At 45.7% G+C, this 21,066-nt stretch carries 19 protein-coding genes; 15 read left to right on the plus strand and 4 right to left on the minus strand.

What is annotated here, in order from left to right; all coding sequences use genetic code 11:
• From BLS64_RS09600 to neuC, 4 genes are all read left to right on the plus strand, one after another.
• Positions 1-1,398 carry a glycosyltransferase family protein gene (locus BLS64_RS09600; protein WP_245693420.1) on the plus strand — a complete coding sequence of 466 codons (1,398 nt, stop codon included), beginning with the start codon at positions 1-3 and terminating at the stop codon, positions 1,396-1,398.
• A complete protein-coding gene (locus tag BLS64_RS09605; protein WP_093113328.1) occupies positions 1,371-2,198 on the plus strand; it encodes a hypothetical protein in 828 nt (275 codons plus the stop codon). The genes BLS64_RS09600 and BLS64_RS09605 overlap by 28 nt, the downstream gene beginning before the upstream one ends.
• Before the next feature lies 1 nt (position 2,199).
• The gene (locus tag BLS64_RS09610) at positions 2,200-3,360 is read left to right on the plus strand and encodes a glycosyltransferase family 4 protein (RefSeq protein ID WP_093113329.1); all 1,161 of its coding nucleotides are present in this window, start codon (positions 2,200-2,202) and stop codon (positions 3,358-3,360) included.
• Positions 3,361-3,713: 353 nt separating this feature from the next.
• Complete coding sequence (neuC, locus tag BLS64_RS09615; RefSeq protein WP_093113330.1) at positions 3,714-4,871, plus strand: UDP-N-acetylglucosamine 2-epimerase; 1,158 nt, start codon at positions 3,714-3,716, stop codon at positions 4,869-4,871.
• Between the two features lie 160 nt (positions 4,872-5,031).
• On the opposite strand, the gene BLS64_RS09620 is transcribed toward neuC, so the two are convergent.
• Positions 5,032-5,331 (minus strand): GIY-YIG nuclease family protein, encoded by a 300-nt coding sequence (locus BLS64_RS09620; protein WP_093113331.1) that lies wholly within the window; start codon positions 5,329-5,331, stop codon positions 5,032-5,034.
• A 750-nt stretch (positions 5,332-6,081) separates the two neighbouring features.
• Between BLS64_RS09620 and BLS64_RS09625 the strand changes: the two genes are divergently transcribed.
• The 4 genes from BLS64_RS09625 (at position 6,082) to asnB (ending at position 10,755) form a co-directional block, all read left to right on the plus strand.
• On the plus strand, positions 6,082-7,065 hold the full coding sequence (locus BLS64_RS09625) for a polysaccharide deacetylase family protein (RefSeq protein ID WP_093113332.1): 984 nt from the start codon (positions 6,082-6,084) through the stop codon (positions 7,063-7,065).
• Positions 7,037-7,825 (plus strand): formyltransferase family protein, encoded by a 789-nt coding sequence (locus BLS64_RS09630; protein ID WP_093113333.1) that lies wholly within the window; start codon positions 7,037-7,039, stop codon positions 7,823-7,825. The genes BLS64_RS09625 and BLS64_RS09630 overlap by 29 nt, the downstream gene beginning before the upstream one ends.
• Before the next feature lie 281 nt (positions 7,826-8,106).
• Entirely contained in the window at positions 8,107-8,814 is a 708-nt protein-coding gene (locus BLS64_RS09635) for an acylneuraminate cytidylyltransferase family protein (RefSeq protein WP_093113523.1), read from the plus strand.
• A gap of 141 nt (positions 8,815-8,955) precedes the next feature.
• Positions 8,956-10,755: an asparagine synthase (glutamine-hydrolyzing) gene (gene asnB / locus BLS64_RS09640; RefSeq protein WP_245693422.1), complete on the plus strand. Its 1,800-nt coding sequence runs from the start codon at positions 8,956-8,958 to the stop codon at positions 10,753-10,755.
• A 36-nt stretch (positions 10,756-10,791) separates the two neighbouring features.
• Here the strand turns inward: asnB and BLS64_RS09645 are convergent, their stop codons facing one another.
• The 3 genes from BLS64_RS09645 to BLS64_RS09655 are packed head-to-tail and all read right to left on the minus strand — an operon-like array spanning position 10,792 to position 14,491.
• On the minus strand, positions 10,792-11,238 hold the full coding sequence (locus tag BLS64_RS09645; protein ID WP_317039636.1) for a four helix bundle protein: 447 nt from the start codon (positions 11,236-11,238) through the stop codon (positions 10,792-10,794).
• Entirely contained in the window at positions 11,231-13,699 is a 2,469-nt protein-coding gene (locus BLS64_RS09650) for a GumC family protein (protein WP_093113334.1), read from the minus strand. The genes BLS64_RS09645 and BLS64_RS09650 overlap by 8 nt, the downstream gene beginning before the upstream one ends.
• 3 nt (positions 13,700-13,702) lie before the next feature.
• Positions 13,703-14,491 carry a polysaccharide biosynthesis/export family protein gene (locus BLS64_RS09655; RefSeq protein ID WP_093113335.1) on the minus strand — a complete coding sequence of 263 codons (789 nt, stop codon included), beginning with the start codon at positions 14,489-14,491 and terminating at the stop codon, positions 13,703-13,705.
• Positions 14,492-14,674: 183 nt separating this feature from the next.
• Between BLS64_RS09655 and BLS64_RS09660 the strand changes: the two genes are divergently transcribed.
• The 7 genes from BLS64_RS09660 to BLS64_RS09685 all read left to right on the plus strand — a co-directional run bounded on the left by BLS64_RS09660 (position 14,675) and on the right by BLS64_RS09685 (position 20,964).
• On the plus strand, positions 14,675-16,540 hold the full coding sequence (locus tag BLS64_RS09660; protein ID WP_093113526.1) for an ABC-F family ATP-binding cassette domain-containing protein: 1,866 nt from the start codon (positions 14,675-14,677) through the stop codon (positions 16,538-16,540).
• Between the two features lie 71 nt (positions 16,541-16,611).
• On the plus strand, positions 16,612-17,223 hold the full coding sequence (locus BLS64_RS09665) for a hypothetical protein (protein WP_093113336.1): 612 nt from the start codon (positions 16,612-16,614) through the stop codon (positions 17,221-17,223).
• A gap of 20 nt (positions 17,224-17,243) precedes the next feature.
• Positions 17,244-18,116 carry an O-methyltransferase gene (locus BLS64_RS09670; protein ID WP_093113337.1) on the plus strand — a complete coding sequence of 291 codons (873 nt, stop codon included), beginning with the start codon at positions 17,244-17,246 and terminating at the stop codon, positions 18,114-18,116.
• Positions 18,117-19,100: 984 nt separating this feature from the next.
• Positions 19,101-19,805, plus strand: a complete 705-nt coding sequence (locus tag BLS64_RS09680) for an ABC transporter ATP-binding protein (protein ID WP_093113339.1) — start codon at positions 19,101-19,103, stop codon at positions 19,803-19,805.
• Positions 19,806-19,856: 51 nt separating this feature from the next.
• On the plus strand, positions 19,857-20,021 hold the full coding sequence (locus tag BLS64_RS15075) for a protein BatD (protein WP_143019299.1): 165 nt from the start codon (positions 19,857-19,859) through the stop codon (positions 20,019-20,021).
• 80 nt (positions 20,022-20,101) lie between these two features.
• The gene (locus BLS64_RS15230) at positions 20,102-20,278 is read left to right on the plus strand and encodes a hypothetical protein (RefSeq protein WP_176763469.1); all 177 of its coding nucleotides are present in this window, start codon (positions 20,102-20,104) and stop codon (positions 20,276-20,278) included.
• 110 nt (positions 20,279-20,388) lie between these two features.
• Positions 20,389-20,964, plus strand: coding sequence for a cob(I)yrinic acid a,c-diamide adenosyltransferase (locus BLS64_RS09685; protein WP_093113340.1), 576 nt, complete (start codon positions 20,389-20,391; stop codon positions 20,962-20,964).
• Positions 20,965-21,066: the final 102 nt, after the last annotated feature.

Below are 21,066 nucleotides of genomic sequence, written 5' to 3' on the forward strand. Positions count from 1 at the left end.
ATGGAAAAAATCAAAAAGAAAAAGATCCTTATCCTCCTCCCCGACGGTGTTGGATTGCGCAATTTCGCCTTTACCTCTTTCGTGGAGATCGGGGAGAAAATGGGTTGGGAAGTGATCTTCTGGAATCACACTCCCTTCGATCTGACCGAGATAGGATATTCAGAAATAAAGCTTGAGGGAAAACCTCGGGCAAAGACCGACCTGCTGAAGCGGGCGAAGATCGAAGCGGAACTGGATCATTTCAGCGAACAATTCAAGGATCAGGTATACCAGACCTATAAATTCCCGCCTTCTAACAAAGGACTGAAAAAAAAGGTGAAAAATATCCTGGTTTCTAATCTGGTCAAAACCCACAGGGGGGAATCCGGCCTGCGGGAGTTGAGGGACAAGATGAGAAAGTCCGAAAGAAAAGGCGATCTCTACAGGCATTGCAAGTCTGTGCTGGATGAGGAAAAACCCGACCTGGTCTTTTGCACCAATCAGCGGCCGGTAACGGCTATCGCGCCATTGACCGCGGCAGCAGACCTGGGCATTCCCACAGCCACCTTTATCTTTTCCTGGGACAACCTGCCCAAGGCCACCATGGTAGTGGAAACCGATCATTACTTTGTGTGGAGCGAATATATGAAGCAGGAGCTGCTCACCTATTACCCTTTCATTTCACCCGCACAGATCCATATCACCGGGAGTCCGCAGTTCGAGCCGCATTTTGATGAGAGCCTTAGAAGATCGCGGGAAGAATTCTTCCGGGAACACGATCTGGACCCCAACAAAGAATACCTGTGTTTTAGCGGGGATGACGTGACCACCTGCCCCGATGATCAGCATTACCTGGCAGATATAGCTGAAGCAGTGCAGGGGCTGAATAGGAAGGGGCATAACCTGGGGATCCTCTTCAGAAGGTGCCCGGTTGATCTTTCTTCTCGTTACGAAGAGGTATTAAGTAAGTACAATAACCTCATCATACCCGTAGTCCCAAAATGGAAAAAAGCGGGGAAAAACTGGAACAGCGTCCTGCCCACTAAAGAAGATCTGGAACTGCAGGTAAATACCCTTCTGCACACCAAAGCTGTGATTAACCTGGCCTCTTCAATGGTCTTTGATTATGCTGTTTTTGAAAAGCCCTGCCTGTACCTGAACTATGAAGTGGACAACAAAGAAGATGAAAATTGGAGTCCTGAAAAGGTGTATAATTTTGTACATTTTAGAAGCATGCCTTCGCAGGACGCTGTGGTCTGGCTGGATTCTAGAGAGGAGATCACAAAGAAACTCAAGGTGTTGTTGAACGGTTCATCAGAAATTGTCAAGAAAGCGCAGCAGTGGTTTGAAATAATTAATCAACATCCTCCACAAGAGGCTTCGAAAAAAATATGGAAGGAGATAGAGAACATAATATAAAAACTGTAGATCAAGAGATCATTTTTTTTAATTCCTATCTACCCAGAACAGGTCATAATTTCGCTGCAGAAGTAATAAAAATTTTTAGCGAGCATGAAGTGCTTGCCCATAACCGGAGTGAAACAAGGATCTCTACAATATTAGATTCTTATTACGAGATCAGGGCGCGGAATTTCTATGAATCGGACAGAAAATTCCTGGACACTCTTTTCATTAATGACCTTCGAAAAAAAATTCTTGATCAGTCACCAAGGAAGTATATTATGATCAAGGACACTTCCTTTAAAGGTGTAGAGCTGATGCCGGAAATTTTTCCGGATGACCTGCATTTTATCCTCATCAGAGATCCAAAAAGCGTATTTCTCTCACTACTAAAGGGAATGAATTTGAAAAAGCGATCTTTGAGAAATAAGGTAAAGCGATTTGGTATTCCGGCAGGTCTGTACCCTTATTTTTACAGTAAAAAGATCAGCTCTCAAGTCCTAAAGAAATTTCCGGATCTACGTGCACATACGATCATAAGGTATGAAGACCTCGTAAGGAAAGACGAAAAGACCCTGTTGTTATTAAAAGAAAAGTTTGCCACTAAGAAGAACCTGGAACAGATCAAAAAAGAAATTGATGATATTCAGGTGATAAACACTTCTTTTTTTGAAGAAACGGGAGCAAAAAACATTTGGGACAGAAAACCGAAAACTTCAACTTTTAACCCTTTAAAGCGAAAAAAATTCAGTTTCACAATTGTAAAGGCGGTTGAATTGGGGAGCAGGGAATTACGCAGAAAACTGAACTACATTTAATATGCATCTTGCCTTTCTCACATCTGAATACCCTCACCCCCGCACCGGACCGGCCGCGGGCATAGGTACCAGCATTAAGAACATGGCCGAAGCCATGGCGGAAAAAGATATTCGGATCTCTGTTTTTATCTACGGGCAACATGAGAATGACATTTTCACGGAGGGCGGCATAAAGTTCCACCTCATCAGACAACAAAAATTCAGGTTCCTGGGCTGGTACCTGCACCGGAAATTCCTTCAGAACTACCTCAACAAATACATAGCCGTGGATTGCATCGATGCTCTTGAAGCCCCCGACTGGACCGGGATCACCGCCTTCATGAGCCTGAGGTGCCCCCTGGTGATCAGGATGAACGGCAGCGACACCTACTTTTGTCACCTGGAGAAAAGGCCTCAAAAGAAGAAGAATTTCTGGTTCGAGAAAATGGCCCTTCACGGGGCAGAACATTTATTGTCAGTAAGCCGGTTCACCGCGGAAGAAACAAAGAGGCTGTTCGGAGTAAGGCGGGAGATAAACATAATACCAAATTCGATAGATGCAAAAACTTTTCAATCCAAAACCCAGGAGTATACTCCAAACAGGATCCTGTACTTTGGAAGCATCATCCGCAAAAAAGGCGTCCTGGAGCTGCCCGGCATCTTCCAGGAGGTGCTTAAGAAGGCGCCGGAGGCAGAACTTGTGCTGGTCGGGAAAGACGTGAAGGACAGGAACACAGGAAGGTCCACAAAAGAGCTGATGGAGAAGGAATTCTCTCCTGAAGCCCTGAAAAGAGTAAAATGGAGGGGCCCCATGCCTTACGATCGGGTGCTGAAGGAGATCGCCCAAGCCCATGTAGTGGTTCTCCCCTCCTTCGCCGAAGCCCTGCCCATGACTTGGATAGAGGCTATGGCCATGGAAAAAGCCCTGGTCACTTCAGATATAGGCTGGGCAAAAGAAGTGATGATCGACGGAGAAACAGGTTTTACTGTAGACCCCAAAGAGCATGAGCAATATGCTGCAAAGATCCTCCGGTTGCTAAAAGATCCAAGCCTGACAAAGAAGATGGGAAAGGCCGCGAGGGAAAGGGTTTTGGAGAAGTTCTCCACCGAGGTGGTGGTGGAGAAGAACATCACGTTCTATGAAGGAGTGGTCAGTGGGCAGAGGACAGAGGATGGTATTTGATTTGTTTGTGATTTGTGGTTTGTGGTTTGTGGTGCTAATTCGCGGGTCGTCATTGCGAGACGGCCGGAGGCCGGCGTGGCAATCTGTTGTGATTTTCTCTGAACATGATTGTGACTATGCTACATGAGATTGCTTCGGTCGTGCCTCCCTCGCAAAGACGGTTTCATATGAGGCTTTGAGCGAATCCGCAGGACGAGCGTGGCAATCTGCCGTGGCTTACTCTGCACATGATCGTGACTATGCTACATGAGATTGCTTCGGTCGTTCCTCCCTCGCAAAGACGGTTCCATTGAAAAAGAAGACCAGTCCTCACAAAGACGTTCCACAATGACATTTTTATTACTTTAGCTACCATGAACAAACGAAAGATCTGCGTCGTGGTTACGGCCCGTCCATCCTACAGCAGGATCAAAACGGCTTTGACCGCAATCCATAATCATCCTCAGCTGGAACTGCAGCTGGTCATCGCGGGCTCTGCCCTGCTCGACCGCTACGGAAACGCGGTGGATTTTATTGAAAAAGACGGTTTTCCCATTGCGGCAAAGGTTTTCATGGTGCTGGAGGGAGAGAATCCAACCACCATGGCAAAGACGACCGGACTGGGTGTGATGGAACTCACCAATGTATTCTATAATCTCAAGCCTGACGCGGTGATCACCATTGCCGATCGATTTGAGACGATCGCCACTTCTATCGCTGCGGCTTACCAGAACATTCCCCTGGTGCATGTACAGGGAGGGGAGGTAACCGGCAGCATAGATGAAAAGGTACGGCATTCAAACACCAAACTCGCCGATCTGCACCTGGTAGCTTCGGAAGACGCGCGGGAACGGGTGATCAAACTCGGGGAAGATCCCGAAAAGGTGCTCAACACCGGCTGTCCCTCCATTGATCTGGCAAAAACCATCGCGGAGAGTCCGAACCTGGATTTTGATCCGGTCGAAAAGTATGGCGGCGTGGGTGCCGATCTCGACTGGAAAAACGGATACATCGTGGTCATGCAGCATCCCGTAACCACGGAATACAAAGAATCCAAAAAACACGTTACCGAGACCTTAAAGGCTATTAAAGCTCTTGGATATCCAACCTTCTGGTTTTGGCCGAACGTGGACGCGGGATCTGACGGAACCTCAAATGCCATTAGAACATTTCGCGAGCTTGAAAAACCCCAGAACATTCACTTTTTTAAGAACATGGACCCCCTGGATTTTTTAAAACTGTTGAAGAACGCAAAGGCCCTGGTCGGGAATTCCAGCGCCGGCCTTCGGGAGTGCGCCTACCTTGGCATCCCCGTGGTGAACATCGGCAACCGGCAGCACCGTAGATGTCGGGCAGATAATGTCACCGATGTAGGTTACCATGAACAGGAGATCCTGGAAGCGACCCAAAATGCCATTAACCGGGAGCATTTTCCGGTCTCGCACTTATACGGCAACGGGAATTCCGGAAAAAGGATCGCAGAGATCCTGGCAAGCGTGGAGTTGACATTCAGTAAATATATTACTTACTAATAGAGGGCAAGGCGACAAACAAGCGCGGAACGTCTTTGCGAGGCTGGGAACCCAGCCGTGGCAATCTGCCGTGGCTTACACTGAACATAATCGTGACATTGCGACTTGAGATTGCTTCGGTCGTACCTCCCTCGCAAAGACGCTTATATATGTTATTCCCTTATTGAAAAAAGAACAACCAATCAGCTGCCAGATCATGCCACTCCGGGTTTAAACTGGCAATTAGCTTTTCCTTAGCCTTGCGACTGCCGGCCTTTATTTTTTTCTCATACTCTATAGCTTGTGAAATGTTGGGGAATTCCTGATAATAAACAAGTTGATCACAGTTATATCGCGCTGTAAATCCTTTGTAGGCCTTTATTTTGTGTTGATATATTCTTTTAATGAGGTTTGAAGTCACACCGATATATAGTACCGTGTGATTTTTATTAGTGAGAATATAGACATAGGAAAAGTGCATCTTCAAATTTACTTGATTACTACTACTAACTTATTAAAAGAAGTTAAATTCTAGTATTGCAGGTGAGATTGCTTCGGTAGTACCTCCCTAGGAAAAACGTCTTACAATGCGGATCGTCTTTGCGAGAACGCCAGAGGCGGGTGAAGCAATCTTCCATGGTTGACTCCAATTATGTTTGGGACTGTGCGACATGAGATTGCTTCGGTCGTACCTCCCTCGCAAAGACGTCTTACAATGCGGATCGTCTTTGCGAATACACCGCAGGCGGGTGAAGCAATTTGCCGTGGTTGACTCCAATTATGATTGTGACTGTACGACTTGAGAATGCTTCGGTCGTACCTCCCTCGCAAAGACATCTTACAATGCGGATCGTCTTGGCGAATACACCGCAGGCGGGTGAAGCAATTTGCCGTGGTTGACTCCAATTATGTTTGGGACTGTACGACTTGAGATTGCTTCGGTCGTACCTCCCTCGCAAAGACGTCTTACAATGCGGATCGTCTTTGCGAGCACGCTGCAAGCGGGCGAAGCAATCTGCCGTGGTTTACTGCAATTATGTATGATCGTGACTGTGCGACGTGAGATTGCTTCGGTCGTGCCTCCCTCGCAAAGACGTATCATAGAAATAGTGACTTTGGCAACTTATAAAATGTGAGGCAGGTTTAGGCTTTGCCTCGCAATGACGTTCGCCAAGGACATTTTTACTACTTTAGCTCAAACAGTAAACGGTAAACTGCAAACAGAACCAGAATGCTCATCATCTCCAACTACCATTACATCCGCGACGATTTTAGCGCAAGGTATCCGAGCGTTTTCGGGCTTACCCCTGCACAATTCCGGAAGCAGCTGGAGGAGCTTTCCAGGCATGGAGAATTCATCTCTCTTGAGAAATTACTGGAGTTTCAGCATAGACCGCTGGACAGGAATTACATACTCATCTCTTTTGATGACGGCCTCAAAGAACAGTATGAGCTGGCAAAACCCATTCTGGATGAGATGGGGGTACCGGCGGCGTTCTTTATAAATACTTCCAATTTTAAAGAGAAAATCGTGTCGCTGGTGCACAAGATCCATTTATTGCGATCTGAGATATCTTCTCACGAAATCCTTTCAGAACTGCAGAAAAAAGGAACAGCGCCTCTTTCGGAAAAGGAAAAAACGCTGGCAATTACCCACTACAATTATGATGAGGCGGAAACGGCCCTTTTGAAATACCTGCTTAATTTCAAGATGGTCCTGCCAGAGCAACAGGCTTTCATCGATCCGTTATTTGAGCAGATCTTTGACGAGCACCAGGTGAATTCAGCCTTATACATGGACAAAGAAATGCTGCAGGCCCTGCACGGTCAGGGATATCTTGGCTCGCACTCCCATCGGCACCTTCCGCTTGGACAGGTAGATCCTGAAGTACTTCAGGAAGAACTGAAAAATACCCAGGATTTCTTCCGCAGTAACTTCGGAAAACCTTCCGCAGCCATCAGCTATCCTTACGGCTCATTTGAGGCGAGTACGGGTATTTCCGAAGCAATAGAAAAAGCCGAATTCAGCCTTGGCTTTACTATGGAGAGGGCTGCCAATAAAGACCTGCAGGAAGATTCCCTGCTCCTCTCCCGTTTTGACTGCAATGACCTGCCGGGGGGCAAAAATGACCTTTTTAAAGGACAGCATATTTTTAAAAACCCTGAGCTAAGAAAATGGCACAAGAATGAAAGTAGTATTCCTCACAAGCGATAGTCTGCGGCACAAATACATTGCGGCCTCCATTGCACAGGAAATGGAGCTGGGCCTCATCATTAGTGAAAAAAAGTCACCAAAGATCCAGGATACCGCTGCCTATGGAAAAAAGGACGCCGAATTCCTGGCAGAACATTTTCAACAGAGAGCAAAAACCGAAGAAGAACTTTTTGGAACCTATACAGATTTCCCCCCCGAGGTGCCACGGATCGACCTGCCCCACGGGAACATAAATTCTGAAGAAGTTTTCGAGATCATCACTAAAACCAATCCCGATCTGATCCTGCTTTTTGGCACTTCCATAATTAAAGATCCTTTGCTGGGAGCGTACCAGGGAAAGATCATCAACCTGCACCTGGGCCTCTCTCCTTACTACAGAGGGTCGGCCACCAACCTCTACCCCTATCTCTTTGACGAACCTGAATGCATCGGAGCCACCATTCACCTGGCTACGGAAAAGGTGGATGAGGGAGGGATCCTGTACCAGCTGAGACCAGATATTGAAGAAGGAGATTCCATGCACATGACAGGAAACAAGGTGATCCTGAAGGCCGGAAAAATACTTCCTACAGTAATGCAGGATTATTTTGAAGGAAAATTAATACCCGTTCCCCAAACAGGCCACGGCCGACTTTGCCGGAATAAAGATGTGACTCCGTACGTGCTGCGGCAGATCTACAAGAATTTTGAAGAAGGGATGATCGGGAGGTATTTGAAGAACAAGGGGAAGAGGGATGCTAAACGACCAATTGTTGAGTAAGTGAGATGATTTTCAGTGGTCAGTGAGCAGAGGACAGAGGAAAGAGGACAATTGTAAAGGAACGTCATTGCGAGGCAGAGCCGAAGCAATCTGTCGTAGCTTTGCTTTAAACAAGTTAAGAAGTAAGCTACAACAGATTGCCACGCTCGTCCTGCGGCCTCACTCGCAATGACGGTCATCGACCGCATTTTTTACTACCTTAGCCTACCCACCCTCCTATGCTTAAGATTCGGCGGGCGGGCAACCGACAACTGATAACGGAAAACTCACAACTGACGACCATGAAAATCCTAGGACTCATACCCGCTCGTGGGGGCAGCAAAGGCATACCCGGTAAGAACATTAAGCCTCTAAGAGGAAAGCCGCTGTTGCAGTACACCATTGAAGCGGCGAAAAGATCTAATTTGCTTTCCCGCATCGTGCTGAGTTCAGACGATGAGGAGATCATGGCGACCGCCAGAAAATTAGGATTGGAAGCCCCTTTTCAAAGACCGGCAAACCTGGCGGGTGACAGCAGCAGCAGCCTGGAAGTTGTAAAGCACGCGCTGCGATTCTTTCTTGAAAATGGAGAGAAATTCGATGCGGTCTGCCTGTTGCAACCCACCAGTCCGCTAAGGAGAGAGAGGCTCATAGATGAAGCTATTGAGAAGTTCAGCAGTGGAAATTTTGATTCCCTGGTGACGGTGCGTGAAGTACCTGATGATTATAATCCGCACTGGATTTTTGAAGAGAAGAACGGCGGTCTGAAGATCGCTACAGGAGAGACCGAGATCATTACCCGCCGGCAGGACCTCCCAAAAGCCTACCACCGTGACGGCGCCATCTACCTTACCAAGACAGAAGTGCTGTTGGAACAGGATTCGCTCTATGGAAAAAATATCGGGTTTGTCGACACGACGGGAGATCCTTACGTAAACATCGATACACCCCGGGATTGGGAAGAAGCGGAGCGAATTTTGTCAATTAACAATCAACAATTAGCAGATTAAATTGTTTGTAGTTTATGGTTTGTGGTTTGTAGCTTGTCGTCGAAATTGAAGTGAAATCTCCGTAAAATTTTAGGCTGTTTGAGCGAACAAAATTCTTCTAACGCGCACCTAGATTTCCCGCGAGTTCCTAAAATTTAGGAGTTGAACGAAAATTTCAGGCATGTTTTCGTAAGCCTAGACTTTTTTGGTTCTTTTTTGGGCGATGCAAAAAAGAACAGATACATTTACCATATGTGCGGAATAGCAGGTATAATTGGACCAAATGCAAGCGAAGAAGACCTGGACAAAATGCTTCAGGTCCAAAAACATCGTGGACCCGATCACATGGGAGCCTATGTTGATGTAGGCTTCGCAACTATTGGCCATAACCGCCTATCGATCATAGACCTTTCAGCAGCAGCGAATGAACCTTTTAATGATAATTCCGGAAGGTATTTCCTGACCTTTAATGGAGAGATCTACAATTATAAGGAACTAAGAAAGGAGCTAAAGGATTCCTATGACTTCCGAACCGCTTCAGACACCGAAGTACTTTTGGCCGCTTATATTAAATGGGGCAAAGCCTGCCTGGATAAATTCAACGGCATGTTCGCCTTCGCTATCTGGGATTCTGAAGACAAAAAGCTTTTTGCAGCCAGAGATCGCTTTGGAGTGAAGCCTTTTTACTATACCCTACAAAAAGGTCATTTCTATTTCAGCAGTGAGATCAAAGCCCTGCAGGCGGCTACGGAAAGCAAGACTCCTAACCAAAAAGTATGGGCAAATTATTTCACCTGGGGTTCCTACGGAATGCCTTCAGAAACTTTCTTTTACGAAATACTACAATTGCCGGGAGGTCATTTTCTTGAACTTTCTGAGGGAAATCTGAATATCCAAAGATGGTATGACTTTGAGACCAGGGTCATGGACAACCAAAAACAATTGACTTTTGAGGAAGCAAAAGAGGCTTATCTCGAGCTCCTCAAAGACAGCATTAAACTCCGGTTTCGAGCTGATGTTCCGGTAGGATTTAACCTGAGTGGCGGGGTGGACAGTTCCCTCCTGCTCGCACTGGTCAACCTGTTCGAGGAGAAGAAAAGAATTCAGGCGTACACCTTTTACACCGGAGACTCACGATATGACGAACTTCGCTGGGTGGAACAGATGATCGCCACTACCGAAAATCCGCTGAAAAAGAACTATTTTTCAGCTTCTGAAGTTCGCGATACCGCTAAAAAAATTGCCAGACTCCAGGATGAGCCTTTCGGCGGAATTCCGACGCTGGCCTATTCAAGGATCTTTCGGCAGGCACACCAGGACGGAGTGAAAGTTCTGCTTGACGGACAGGGAATGGACGAACAATGGGCCGGCTATGATTATTATCAAACTGAAAATGCGGGAACCATTCAGGGCACGGGCCAAAAAAATCCTTTTCGGCCCAACGTTCTGGCTCCGGAATTTGCCGCTTTGGCAGAAAAACCCGAATACCCGGCACCATTTGACAACCGGCTGCAGAATCTGCAGTACCGCGATCTTTTTTACACCAAGATCCCAAGGGCGCTGCGGTTCAACGATCGGGTCTCCATGGTCCACAGCACCGAACTTAGAGAACCGTTTCTCGATCACCGCCTGGTGGAATTCGCTTTTTCACAACCTGCAGAATATAAGATAAAGAACGGCACCGGTAAATATCTGCTGCGGGAGTTGCTCAAACCGATGGTTCCAAAAGACATCTCTTATGCCCCAAAACGGCCGTTACAAACTCCACAGCGAGAATGGCTGGCAGAAGAACTTCGGCCTTTGGTGGAATCAAGCCTTGAAAATCTTAAAAACTCTTCTTTTTCAGAATGGTTTGATTTTCCAAAACTTGAAAAGGAATGGAAGAAGTATTTAGACGGAGACCGGGAAAGCAGTTTTCATGTGTGGCAGTGGGTGAACCTATCATTTCTCAGCGAGAAATGATAGGTTCACTGTTCGTAGTTCGTTGTTTTTTGTTCTTTAATCTCTCTTAAATTTAATCCCTTTAAGATCTGATTTTCTAAGGTATGCCATAAAAGCTCCTATACGATTATCAGCTTCTATACAGTGGGAAGAAACCTCATGAAATTGTTCTTCAGAGATCAACTTTTTATCCAGAGCCCGATACAACTGGGATTTGAATTCAGTTGCGGAGCCCTTTGAATAACTGAGAAAATTGATAAATTCCTGATTCCCTCCTCTACCATACCCTTCAGCTATATTATCCATTATAGAACCGGAACTTTTTTCCATCTGATTTCTTAGAACGTAGTTTTTTCCTAAATCAGTTTCCTGAAAGAGAATTTCAACCTTTTGACAAATTATACGGGCTAATTTCCACACTTCAAGATCTTCAAACTTCTCTATTTTCCCTATATCTCGATTTTTCAACAACAAACCACAAACAACAAACAAAAAACTACTCAAAATTCCTCATCCATTCCCGCCATTTCTTTTTGAGTCGGCTGGTGGTTGGGTTTTGCTCATGGTAAGCCTTACCATACTGGCCATAGCCATAGCCATAGCCATAACCGTAGCCATAACCATAGCCGTAACCATATTTGGCGCTGTGTACAAAGTGATTAAGCACGAAGCTGATGTTCTTGACCTCGCCCTTGTTGTACTTCTCGTTGATCACTTCAAGCATTCCGCGCTTGGTGTAATCCTGACGAATGAGGTACAGGGTGGCATCCGCATATTTGATGAGGTTGAGGGCATCTGCAACTACTCCTACCGGCGGAGTATCCAGAATGATGTAATCGTATCGCTCTCTTAATTCCTCCATCATCGCGTCCATTTGTTCGGTCATCAACAATTCGGAAGGGTTTGGAGGAATAGGTCCCGAAGTGATCACATCCAGGTGCGGGATCATACTGGGCTGGATGATACTGTCAAGGGTTTCCTGACCAATAAGGTAATTTACGATCCCATGGTCGTTATTGATCTTGAAATCATCAAAGATCTTCGGTTTTCTAAGGTCGGTTCCGATCAATACGGTTTTCTTTTCACTCAAGGCGAAAATGGTCGCCAGGTTCATGGAGCAGAAGGTCTTCCCTTCCCCCGAAACCGAGGAAGTTACAAGTAATGTTTTGGACCCGGTCACCCCAGCCTTTTTATACATGAATTGAAGGCTCGATCTCAGCCCCCTGAAGCTTTCAGCAATGGCCGATTTAGGTTTCGTAAATACAGCAAGATTCGTATTCAAACGGCTCTTCCCTATCATTCCAAGAATAGGAATAGGTGAAAGTCTTGTCACCTCCTGGGCGTTATGCACGTTGGTGTTTAGAAAGACCAGTAAAAATACGAAGGTGAGCGGGATCATTCCGCCGACCATTAAGGCCATCACATAGTTCAACTGAGTATTGGGTCCTATCTGTCCGCCGCCGGTATCCTTGGCGGTATCGATCACCATTACATCGCTTACGTTCGCCGCCTTGATAAGTCCGGCTTCACTCCTTTTTTCAAGGAAGAGGTTATAGGTCTTCTCGCTAAGTGAATATTTACGCTGGATCTTGAGCAGGTCCTGTTCTTCCTGCGGAAGTTTCCTGATCTCGGCTTCGGCATTGGCGATATCCTGATTGATGTCCCTCAGCTCCTGCCTCAGCAGCCTCTGGGAAGAATCCATGTTCTCCAGCAAAACTGCCTTAACGGCATTGATCTGCCGGTCGATATTGTCAAATACCGGGGAGTTCTCCTGAAGGGAATACTGGTATTTACGTCTTTCTTCGGCCAGGGAAAGGATACGCCCTACCCCGCTCACGATGCTACCTTCATTGATACCCGCCACAGAAGGGGCCGGCACATCAGAATAATCCTGCCGGGTCTGCAAATAGTCCTGCAGGGTCTGGTAATAAGCTAACTGCCTATTGATCTCTTCCTTCCGCATATCAAGGGAGGTAAGTTTGCTGTTCAGCTTGCTGGTTTCCGCGGAAAGGTCAATAATGGCATTCTTATTCCTGAAGTTATTCAGCTCATCTTCCACGTTCTGCAGCTCCATGGATTTAACTGCAAGACTGCTGTCAATAAAACGGATGGTCTTGGTAGCGAAAAGGTTCTTGCGCTCCAGCATATTCTCGCTCAAAACCCGAACGGTACCATTTAGATAATCTACGATCTCCGGTTTATTGTTACCCGTAAGCGATAAGTTAAGTACTGAGGATCCCTGGGCCTGCGGACTCACCGCAATTCCCTTGAACCTGCCCACCGTGCCGTCAAAATGGTTGAACCGCACATAAAATGGTTTGCCTATTGCAGGAGCCACCTCGGTAGGCACAAGCCTTCCGCTAAAGAACGGCAGATCGATATGCTCATTAATCTGATATTCCTTCTTAAATTCCCCCGGCTCTACCACAACCGAAGAATAATCCTTGGTACGATAATTAAAGACAGAAGCCGTGTTTCCCGAGAAATTGGTTTTCAGGGTGAAAGTTTCCGGGTCTGAAAATGTGATCGTAAAGGTATTTCCCTGCGCCTGATAGGCAGTGCTGTCTGCGACCAACTTAAAAGGAGTGAATCCATAGGCATTGACCCTTTGGTACTCCCCGTCCTGCTGATAGGAAATATAATACTGAAGCCGCTCTACCACCTCCTCGTTATGAGAACGCGATTTCAAAATGGTAATGGCCGTATTTACCTTGTCTGAAGTACCTCCCCAGTTAAAGGTGAGGCTGGTATTACTGGTAAAAAAGGGGTTCTGATCGTCTTTAATGCTGATGGAATTGCCCAGCCTGTAAACCGGCAGCTTCCTCACATTATTATAATAAGCCACGGCAAGGCTGATCCCGATGGACACCAGGATAAGCTGCCAGTAACTAAATATCTTAAGCACAAAACCTTTAAAATCAAAGGTGGAGCCTACGTCGGATATGTGATCATCTTCATTTGCCATACATCATCGGGTAAATAACAAGATACTTGACGTTAAAATAGCCAATACACTGGCTACCGTCCTAAAAACCTCCAGCCCAGTTGTGCCCAACCCAATGGTCTTCTGCGGAAGCGGGTTCACAATGATCAGGTCATTAGGCTGAATATAATAATAAGGGGAGCGCATGGCATCCATGCTGGTAAGGTCAATATGATGCCTTTTTTCGCCGCCCGGGTATTGCCGCACTATGATGACATCTGTACGGTCACCAAATTCGTTGATGTCCCCGGCGTTGGCAATGGCTTCCATGATGGTCACCTGTTCCTTATAGATCACCTGACTGCCCGAACCTATTTCTCCAATTGTCGTATAACGTATCCCGGCCAGCTTGACGGTGACGAATATGTTTGCTTCTTCTTTAAAATATTTTTCTAAAAGGGCTTTTTCTATCTTTTCCCTTACCTCATCCACCGTGTAGCCCAGCACGTTCACTTCTCCCAGGGTAGGAACCCGTATATTGCCGTGTTCATCAACTAAAAACCCGTCCCAGTACATGCGTTCCTCCCCGGTAGCATTGGAGTTTCCTTCGCCTATAGGGTTGAACATGCCCACCAGCTCCTGGTCCATCGCCTTTACCCTTATGCTGAGAAGATCATTGGTCTGAATGCGGTAAGGCTTCTGAATCCTTTCTACAGCGATGATGCTGTCAACAGCAGTCTCGTCCTCCTGCAGGTATTTCAGCCTCTTTGTTGGCACACAAGAGGAGACGAAAAGTAAAACACTAAGAATACCAATTATTTGCCTAACGCTCATTCGGGACTGATAAGGTTAAGACAAATATAATCTTTGAAGCCTAATAATAAAATATTTCGTTAAATACTTTGACTCGAGCCGCAAGCTGCAGTGCTTGCTCTATCTGTTGAATTTAATTGTTCACTGATAATTGTTAATTGCTAATTGACCATCGATTTAGCTACTTTTGCAAAAAACAACTGTGTGAATTACTTATCTGTAGAAAATATAGCCAAGGCGTACGGGGAAAGGGAATTGTTCTCAAAGCTTTCCTTCGGGATCAATGAAGGACAAAAAGTGGGTTTTGTGGCCAAGAACGGAACCGGAAAGACCTCGCTTTTGAACATACTGTCTGGAGCCGATACTCCCGATGAAGGCCGGGTAGTTTACCGCAAAGACATTACAACCGCCTTCCTTCCGCAGGAGCCCAACCTCGACCCTAACCTCACTGTAGAGCAGACCATATTCGCTTCTGAAAATGAGATCCTGAAGGTTATCGAGCGCTATGAAAAAGCTCTTGAAAATCCGGAAGACACCGAAGCTTATCAGAAAGCTTTCGAGCAGATGGAAGCGCACCAGGCGTGGGATTTTGAAACTACCTATAAGCAGATCCTTTTCAAACTGAAGCTGGAAGACCTGCACGCAAAGGTGGGCGGATTAAGCGGCGGACAAAAGAAAAGGCTGGCTTTGGCCGCCATGATCCTCAACAAGCCCGACCTTATCATCATGGATGAGCCCACCAACCACCTGGACCTGGACATGATAGAGTGGCTGGAAGAATTCTTCAGAAAGGAGAATTTCACCATCTTTATGGTCACCCATGACAGGTATTTCCTGGAGCGGGTGTGCAATGAGATCGTGGAGCTGGAAGATGGGCAGCTGTACACCTATAAAGGCAATTACTCCTATTACCTGGATAAAAAAGAAGACCGCATAGCCCTGGAGCAGACAAATACAGATAAGGCGAAGCAGCTTTTCAAAAAAGAACTGGAATGGATGCGCCGGCAGCCAAAAGCCCGTACCACAAAATCCAAATCCCGGATTGATGATTTCCACGACATCAAAGAAAGAGCTTCCAAAAGAAGAAAGGACCACCAGGTGCAGCTGGAGATCAACATGGAGCGACTGGGGAACAAGATCATTGAGCTGCATAACATCTCCAAGAGCTATGGCAACAAAGAACTGCTGCACAAGTTCAATTATAACTTTCAGCCGGGAGACCGACTTGGAATCATCGGGAAGAACGGAACCGGAAAATCCACTTTTCTGAACATCCTTACCGGGGCGGTGCGGCCCGACTCCGGAAAGATCGTGATCGGAGAGACCATCAAATTTGGATACTATACTCAACGAGGTATAGAAGTCAAAGAGGGTCAGAAGGTGATCGACGTGATAAGGGAGTTCGGCGATTACATTCCACTGAAAAAGGGGCGGCAGATATCTGCCCAACAATTGCTGGAGCGCTTTCTTTTTGACAGGAAGAAGCAGTATGATTATGTAGAAAAACTGAGCGGGGGTGAAAGAAAAAGGCTGTACCTGTGTACCGTGCTGATCCAGAACCCGAATTTCCTGATCCTGGATGAGCCTACCAACGACCTTGACATCGTGACCCTGAACGTGCTGGAGAATTTCCTGCTCGACTTTCCCGGCTGCCTTATAGTCGTTTCCCACGACCGGTATTTCATGGACAAGATCGTGAATCACCTGTTCGTATTCAAGGGCGATGCGGAGATCGAAGATTTCCCCGGAAATTACACAGATTACCGGGAGTACGAATCCAGCAAAGAACCTGAGCCGGCAGAAAAACCTGAAGCGTCTACCGAGAAAAAGGAATGGAAAAAAGAAAAGACCTCCACCGGCCTTAGCTACAATGAGCAGAAGGAATACCAGAAGCTGGAGCGGGAGATCCACAACCTGGAAAAGAAAAAGGAAGAGTTCCAGCAAAAATTCCTGCAGGAGCTGAGTCCCGATGAGATCGCGAAAGCTTCAATGGAATTGAAAAAAATTGAAGACGAAATAGAAGAAAAGACCGAAAGGTGGTTTGAACTGGGAGATAAGATGGAAGGATAACTTACAACCCTTTCAGGGTTCGGCACCCTGAAAGGGTTATTTTTTTATAACGTTTTTACAGAGGAAATAGAATGAAAATCGACAATTTAGCTCCCGGAAATTACTATCATATTTATAATCGGGGAAATAACGGTTCTACCATTTTCTTTGAAAAGGAAAATTATTCCTATTTCTTGCGCCTTTACGATAAATACATTCAACCGGTTTCCCACACTTATGCATGGTGTCTTCTAAAAAATCATTTTCATTTCCTCCTGTACTTAAAAGAAAAAGAAGAGATCAACCTTTCTGATCTTTCCTATTCCACAAAAAAACAAGTCACTAAAGCAGATCCTTCCCGCCAATTCTCTCATTTTTTTAATGCTTATACCCAGGCGATAAATAAGAAGTACGGCAGAACTGGAAGTCTTTTGGAGAAACCATTTGAAAGAAAAAGAATTGACTCTGAAGACTACTTGAGAAAGCTTATTTTCTATATTCATAATAATCCTGTCCATCATGGCCTTACCACCAACATGGAATCCTATCCCTGGTCATCTTACACCTCATTGCTTTCTTCACAGCCCACCACTTTGAAACGTGATGAGGTAATAAGCTGGTTTGATTCAGCTGAAAATTTCAGAGCTTTCCACAAAAAAGAATACTTTAAAAACGAAGAACCCTTTCAGGGTTTGGAACCCTGAAAGGGTCAGATCAAAGAACGATGTATATTTTTATTTCCTACATAAAGTTCCTCCTCCGCTCCACCAATCAGCATGGGGTGCATTCGCCATTCGTGTACAGCCTTGTGACGAAATGCTTATATGATCACGAGAAATATCCTTCTTATCAGAAGATCAAGAAGCATCGCAAGTCATTAATGAAAGACAAAAGAAGCATCCGCGTAAACGATTTTGGCGCCGGTAGCAGGGTGTTCAAATCAGATGAACGAAAGATTTCAGAAATAGCAAAAAATGTCGGGATCACACCAAAACGAGCTCGGCTGCTCAACCGCCTGGTGAACTATCTGAATGTAAAAAATGCCTTGGAACTGGGAACTTCTGTGGGACTGGGAAGCGCCGCCATGGCTGCAGATAATAAGGTGAAGGTGTTCACTATTGAAGGCTGCCCGGAAACATCAAAGATCGCTGCGGAAAAATTCAGGGAGTTCGGTTTGAATAACATTGAACTGAAAGTGGGGAAATTTATGGAAGTTTTAGAGGACAAAGGTCAGTGGACAGAGGACACGGAGAAAAATTCCAAATTCCAAATTCCAAATTCAAAATCTGTTTCCTTTAACCCAAAACAACCGACAACTGACAACTCACAACCGACAACAACCCACTACGACCTCATCTACATCGACGGCAATCACCGCAAAGAGGCCACGCTAAGTTATTTTGAACTTTTGCTTTCAAACGTGCACAATGACAGCGTCATGATCTTCGACGATATCCACTGGTCGCAGGAAATGGAGGAAGCCTGGGAAACGATCAAAGAACACCCGGCTGTAAAGGTCACCATAGACACCTTCTTCTGGGGATTTGTCTTCTTCCGAAGAGAACAGGAAAAAGAACATTTCGTCATCCGGGTCTGAAGAGAGAAATTTCGGCCACGAATGCACGGATTTCTTTTTTAAAATTCTGAAGGTCTTGATTCTTGACTCCAGATTCTTTTTTCTTTGAAAGACATACACTGTATTTGAAAAGCTTTGGCCACGAATTCACGAATATATTTTTGAAATAGTCGGACCTACAAAACAGAACCTTGGTTGATACTGAAATGTCACACTGAGCCAGCGACCGGAGGGAGCGGCGGTCGAAGTGCTTAGGTGCGCATATCATCATTCTTCCTGTATATGATCCATTCCTGAACTGCATCGGCGGGAAAATATTAGGATTTAATATTTTTGGCCACGAATGCACGAATATATTTTTGAAATAGTCGGTCGTACAAAACAGAACCTTGGTTGATACTGAAAAGTCACACTACCCAGCGACCAGAGGGAGCGGCGGTCGAAGTGCTTAGGCGCACATATCATCATTCTTCTTGCATATGATCCATTCCTGAACTGCATCGGCGGGAGAATGTTAGGGTTTAATATTTTTGGCCACGAATGCACGAATTTCTTTTTTAAAATCCTGAAGGTCTTGATTCTTGACTCCAGATTATTTTTTCTTTGAAAGACACACACTGTATTTGAAAAGCTTTGGCCACGAATTCACGAATATATTTTTGAAATAGTCGGACCTACAAAACAGAACCTTGGTTGATACTGAAAAGTCACACTGAGCCAGCGACCGGAGGGAGCGACGGTCGAAGTGCTTAGGTAGTTTTTGGCCACGAATGCACGAATATATTAGCCCCGGCTCTCGATCCTGAAATTGGAATTTGGAATTTGGTACTTGGAATTTGGAAGTTGGTGCTTGGAATTTGACCCTCCTTCGCAAATGCTCCGGCGGGTATATGCTTGAAATTCCCACTCATAATTCTTTTTCTGATAATTGATAATTGTCCATTGTTAATTGCATTGTAACATTATCCCTTACCTTGCGTCTTACCTTCAGAATCTATTCAGCATATGAGCAGCGTTATTAGGATACGGCAGATCACCCGCGATTTTTACCTGGGACAGGAAGTGGTAAAAGTTTTAAAAGGAATCGATCTGGATATTGAAAAAGGGGAATATGTAGCCTTTATGGGCCCTTCAGGCTCGGGAAAATCTACTTTAATGAACATCCTGGGTTGTTTGGATACCCCCACCTCCGGACAATACATCCTCAACGGCAACGACGTGAGCAAGATGAGCGATAATGAACTGGCCGAGATCAGGAACAAGGAGATCGGTTTTGTTTTCCAGACCTTTAACCTGCTGCCGCGCACCACAGCATTGGACAATGTGGCGCTGCCCATGATCTACGCCGGGGCTACCAAGGCCGAGCGCAAGGAACGGGCAGAAAAAGTACTTTCAGACGTGGGCCTGGCAGACCGCATGGACCATAAGCCCAATCAGCTTTCAGGAGGGCAACGCCAAAGAGTGGCTGTAGGTCGGGCGCTGGTCAATAAACCCTCTATCATCCTGGCTGATGAGCCTACCGGAAACCTGGACTCCAAAACTTCGGTAGAGATCATGAATCTTTTTGACGAAATCCACGCCGCCGGAAACACGGTGATCCTGGTCACACACGAGGAAGATATCGCCATGCACGCCCGCCGCATCATCAGGCTGCGCGACGGGATGGTAGAAAGCGACGAAAGAAAGGAAGTGGAGATCGGCAGCCGTTAGAGCCAAAATCTGAAATTCCCTAACTTCGCATTATCATAAAATCACATCTAAATGTCTTTTTTCGACAACGACCTGCTGCTGTACATCGTGATCATCGTGATCTTCCTGGGATTTTTCCTTTGGAACAAGCGGCAGACCAAAAAGAACAGGCAGGAGCAAAAAGACAGGAACTTCAGAAAACGCTACCACGAAAAGAAGAAGCGCAGAAACCGCTAAATTTACGTTAACTTCTTGCCTCCTACAATAGGAAGGAAAAAACTTTTTTGCTATCTTTAGAAGAGTCAAAATCACTGGCAATGAACGAGTTCCTCACAAACGAGATCTTCCTTTACCTCGCACTGGCGTGTGTAGCGGTAAGCTTTTTCCTGTGGCTTAGAAGCCGAAAAAGAAGAAAGAAGGAACTTGAAAGAAGGCGGTCGATTAGTCAGCGATTTCTTCAGAAAATGAAAAAAGAAAAACAGCGTATCGTCTAAGGTCAAAGGATCTTCAATTCCCGCATCTTACTTCAGAAACAACAGGAGAGTCCGCTCCTCTTTTCCCTAGCTGATATTTTCTTACCTTAGATTCCTTTAAAAAAAGGACCATGAAAATATACACCAAGACAGGAGATAAAGGTACGACTGCCCTTTTTGGCGGTACCAGGGTACCCAAACACCATATTCGCATAGAAAGTTACGGCACCATTGACGAGCTCAACTCTCATTTGGGAATGTTACGAGACCAGGAAGTGGATGAGCACAGCCATGAGCTCATCCTCAAGATACAGGAGCGGCTGTTCACCATTGGTTCCATCCTGGCCACAGATCCTGCAAAGGCTACTTTAAAAAGCGGAAAACAAAGGCTGGAGATCCCGCGGATCGCTGCTGGAGATATCGAGCTACTGGAACAGGAAATGGACAAAATGAATGAAGAGCTGCCGCCCATGACACATTTTGTGCTTCCCGGCGGTCACCAAACCGTGTCAGTTTGTCACATCGCACGCTGTGTCTGCCGTAGGGCAGAGCGTTTGGCCAGTGCCTTACATGACCTGGAGCCCTTTGAAAAGGAAGTTTTGCAGTATCTGAACCGCCTTAGTGACTACCTCTTTGTGCTGGCACGAAAGTTGTCTCATGATTTGCAAGCTGAAGAGATCCAATGGATCCCGAAGAAAGGATCTTAGAAAATACCTGCCAAAAAACCTTTTAAAACTTCAAATTTTCAAGGATTTATAGTTTCAGAAAACGTTCTTTTAAATTATTGATAAATAATAGATTTTTTTCTT

It is taken from the genome of Salinimicrobium catena (assembly GCF_900102915.1).
GTDB lineage: Bacteria > Bacteroidota > Bacteroidia > Flavobacteriales > Flavobacteriaceae > Salinimicrobium > Salinimicrobium catena.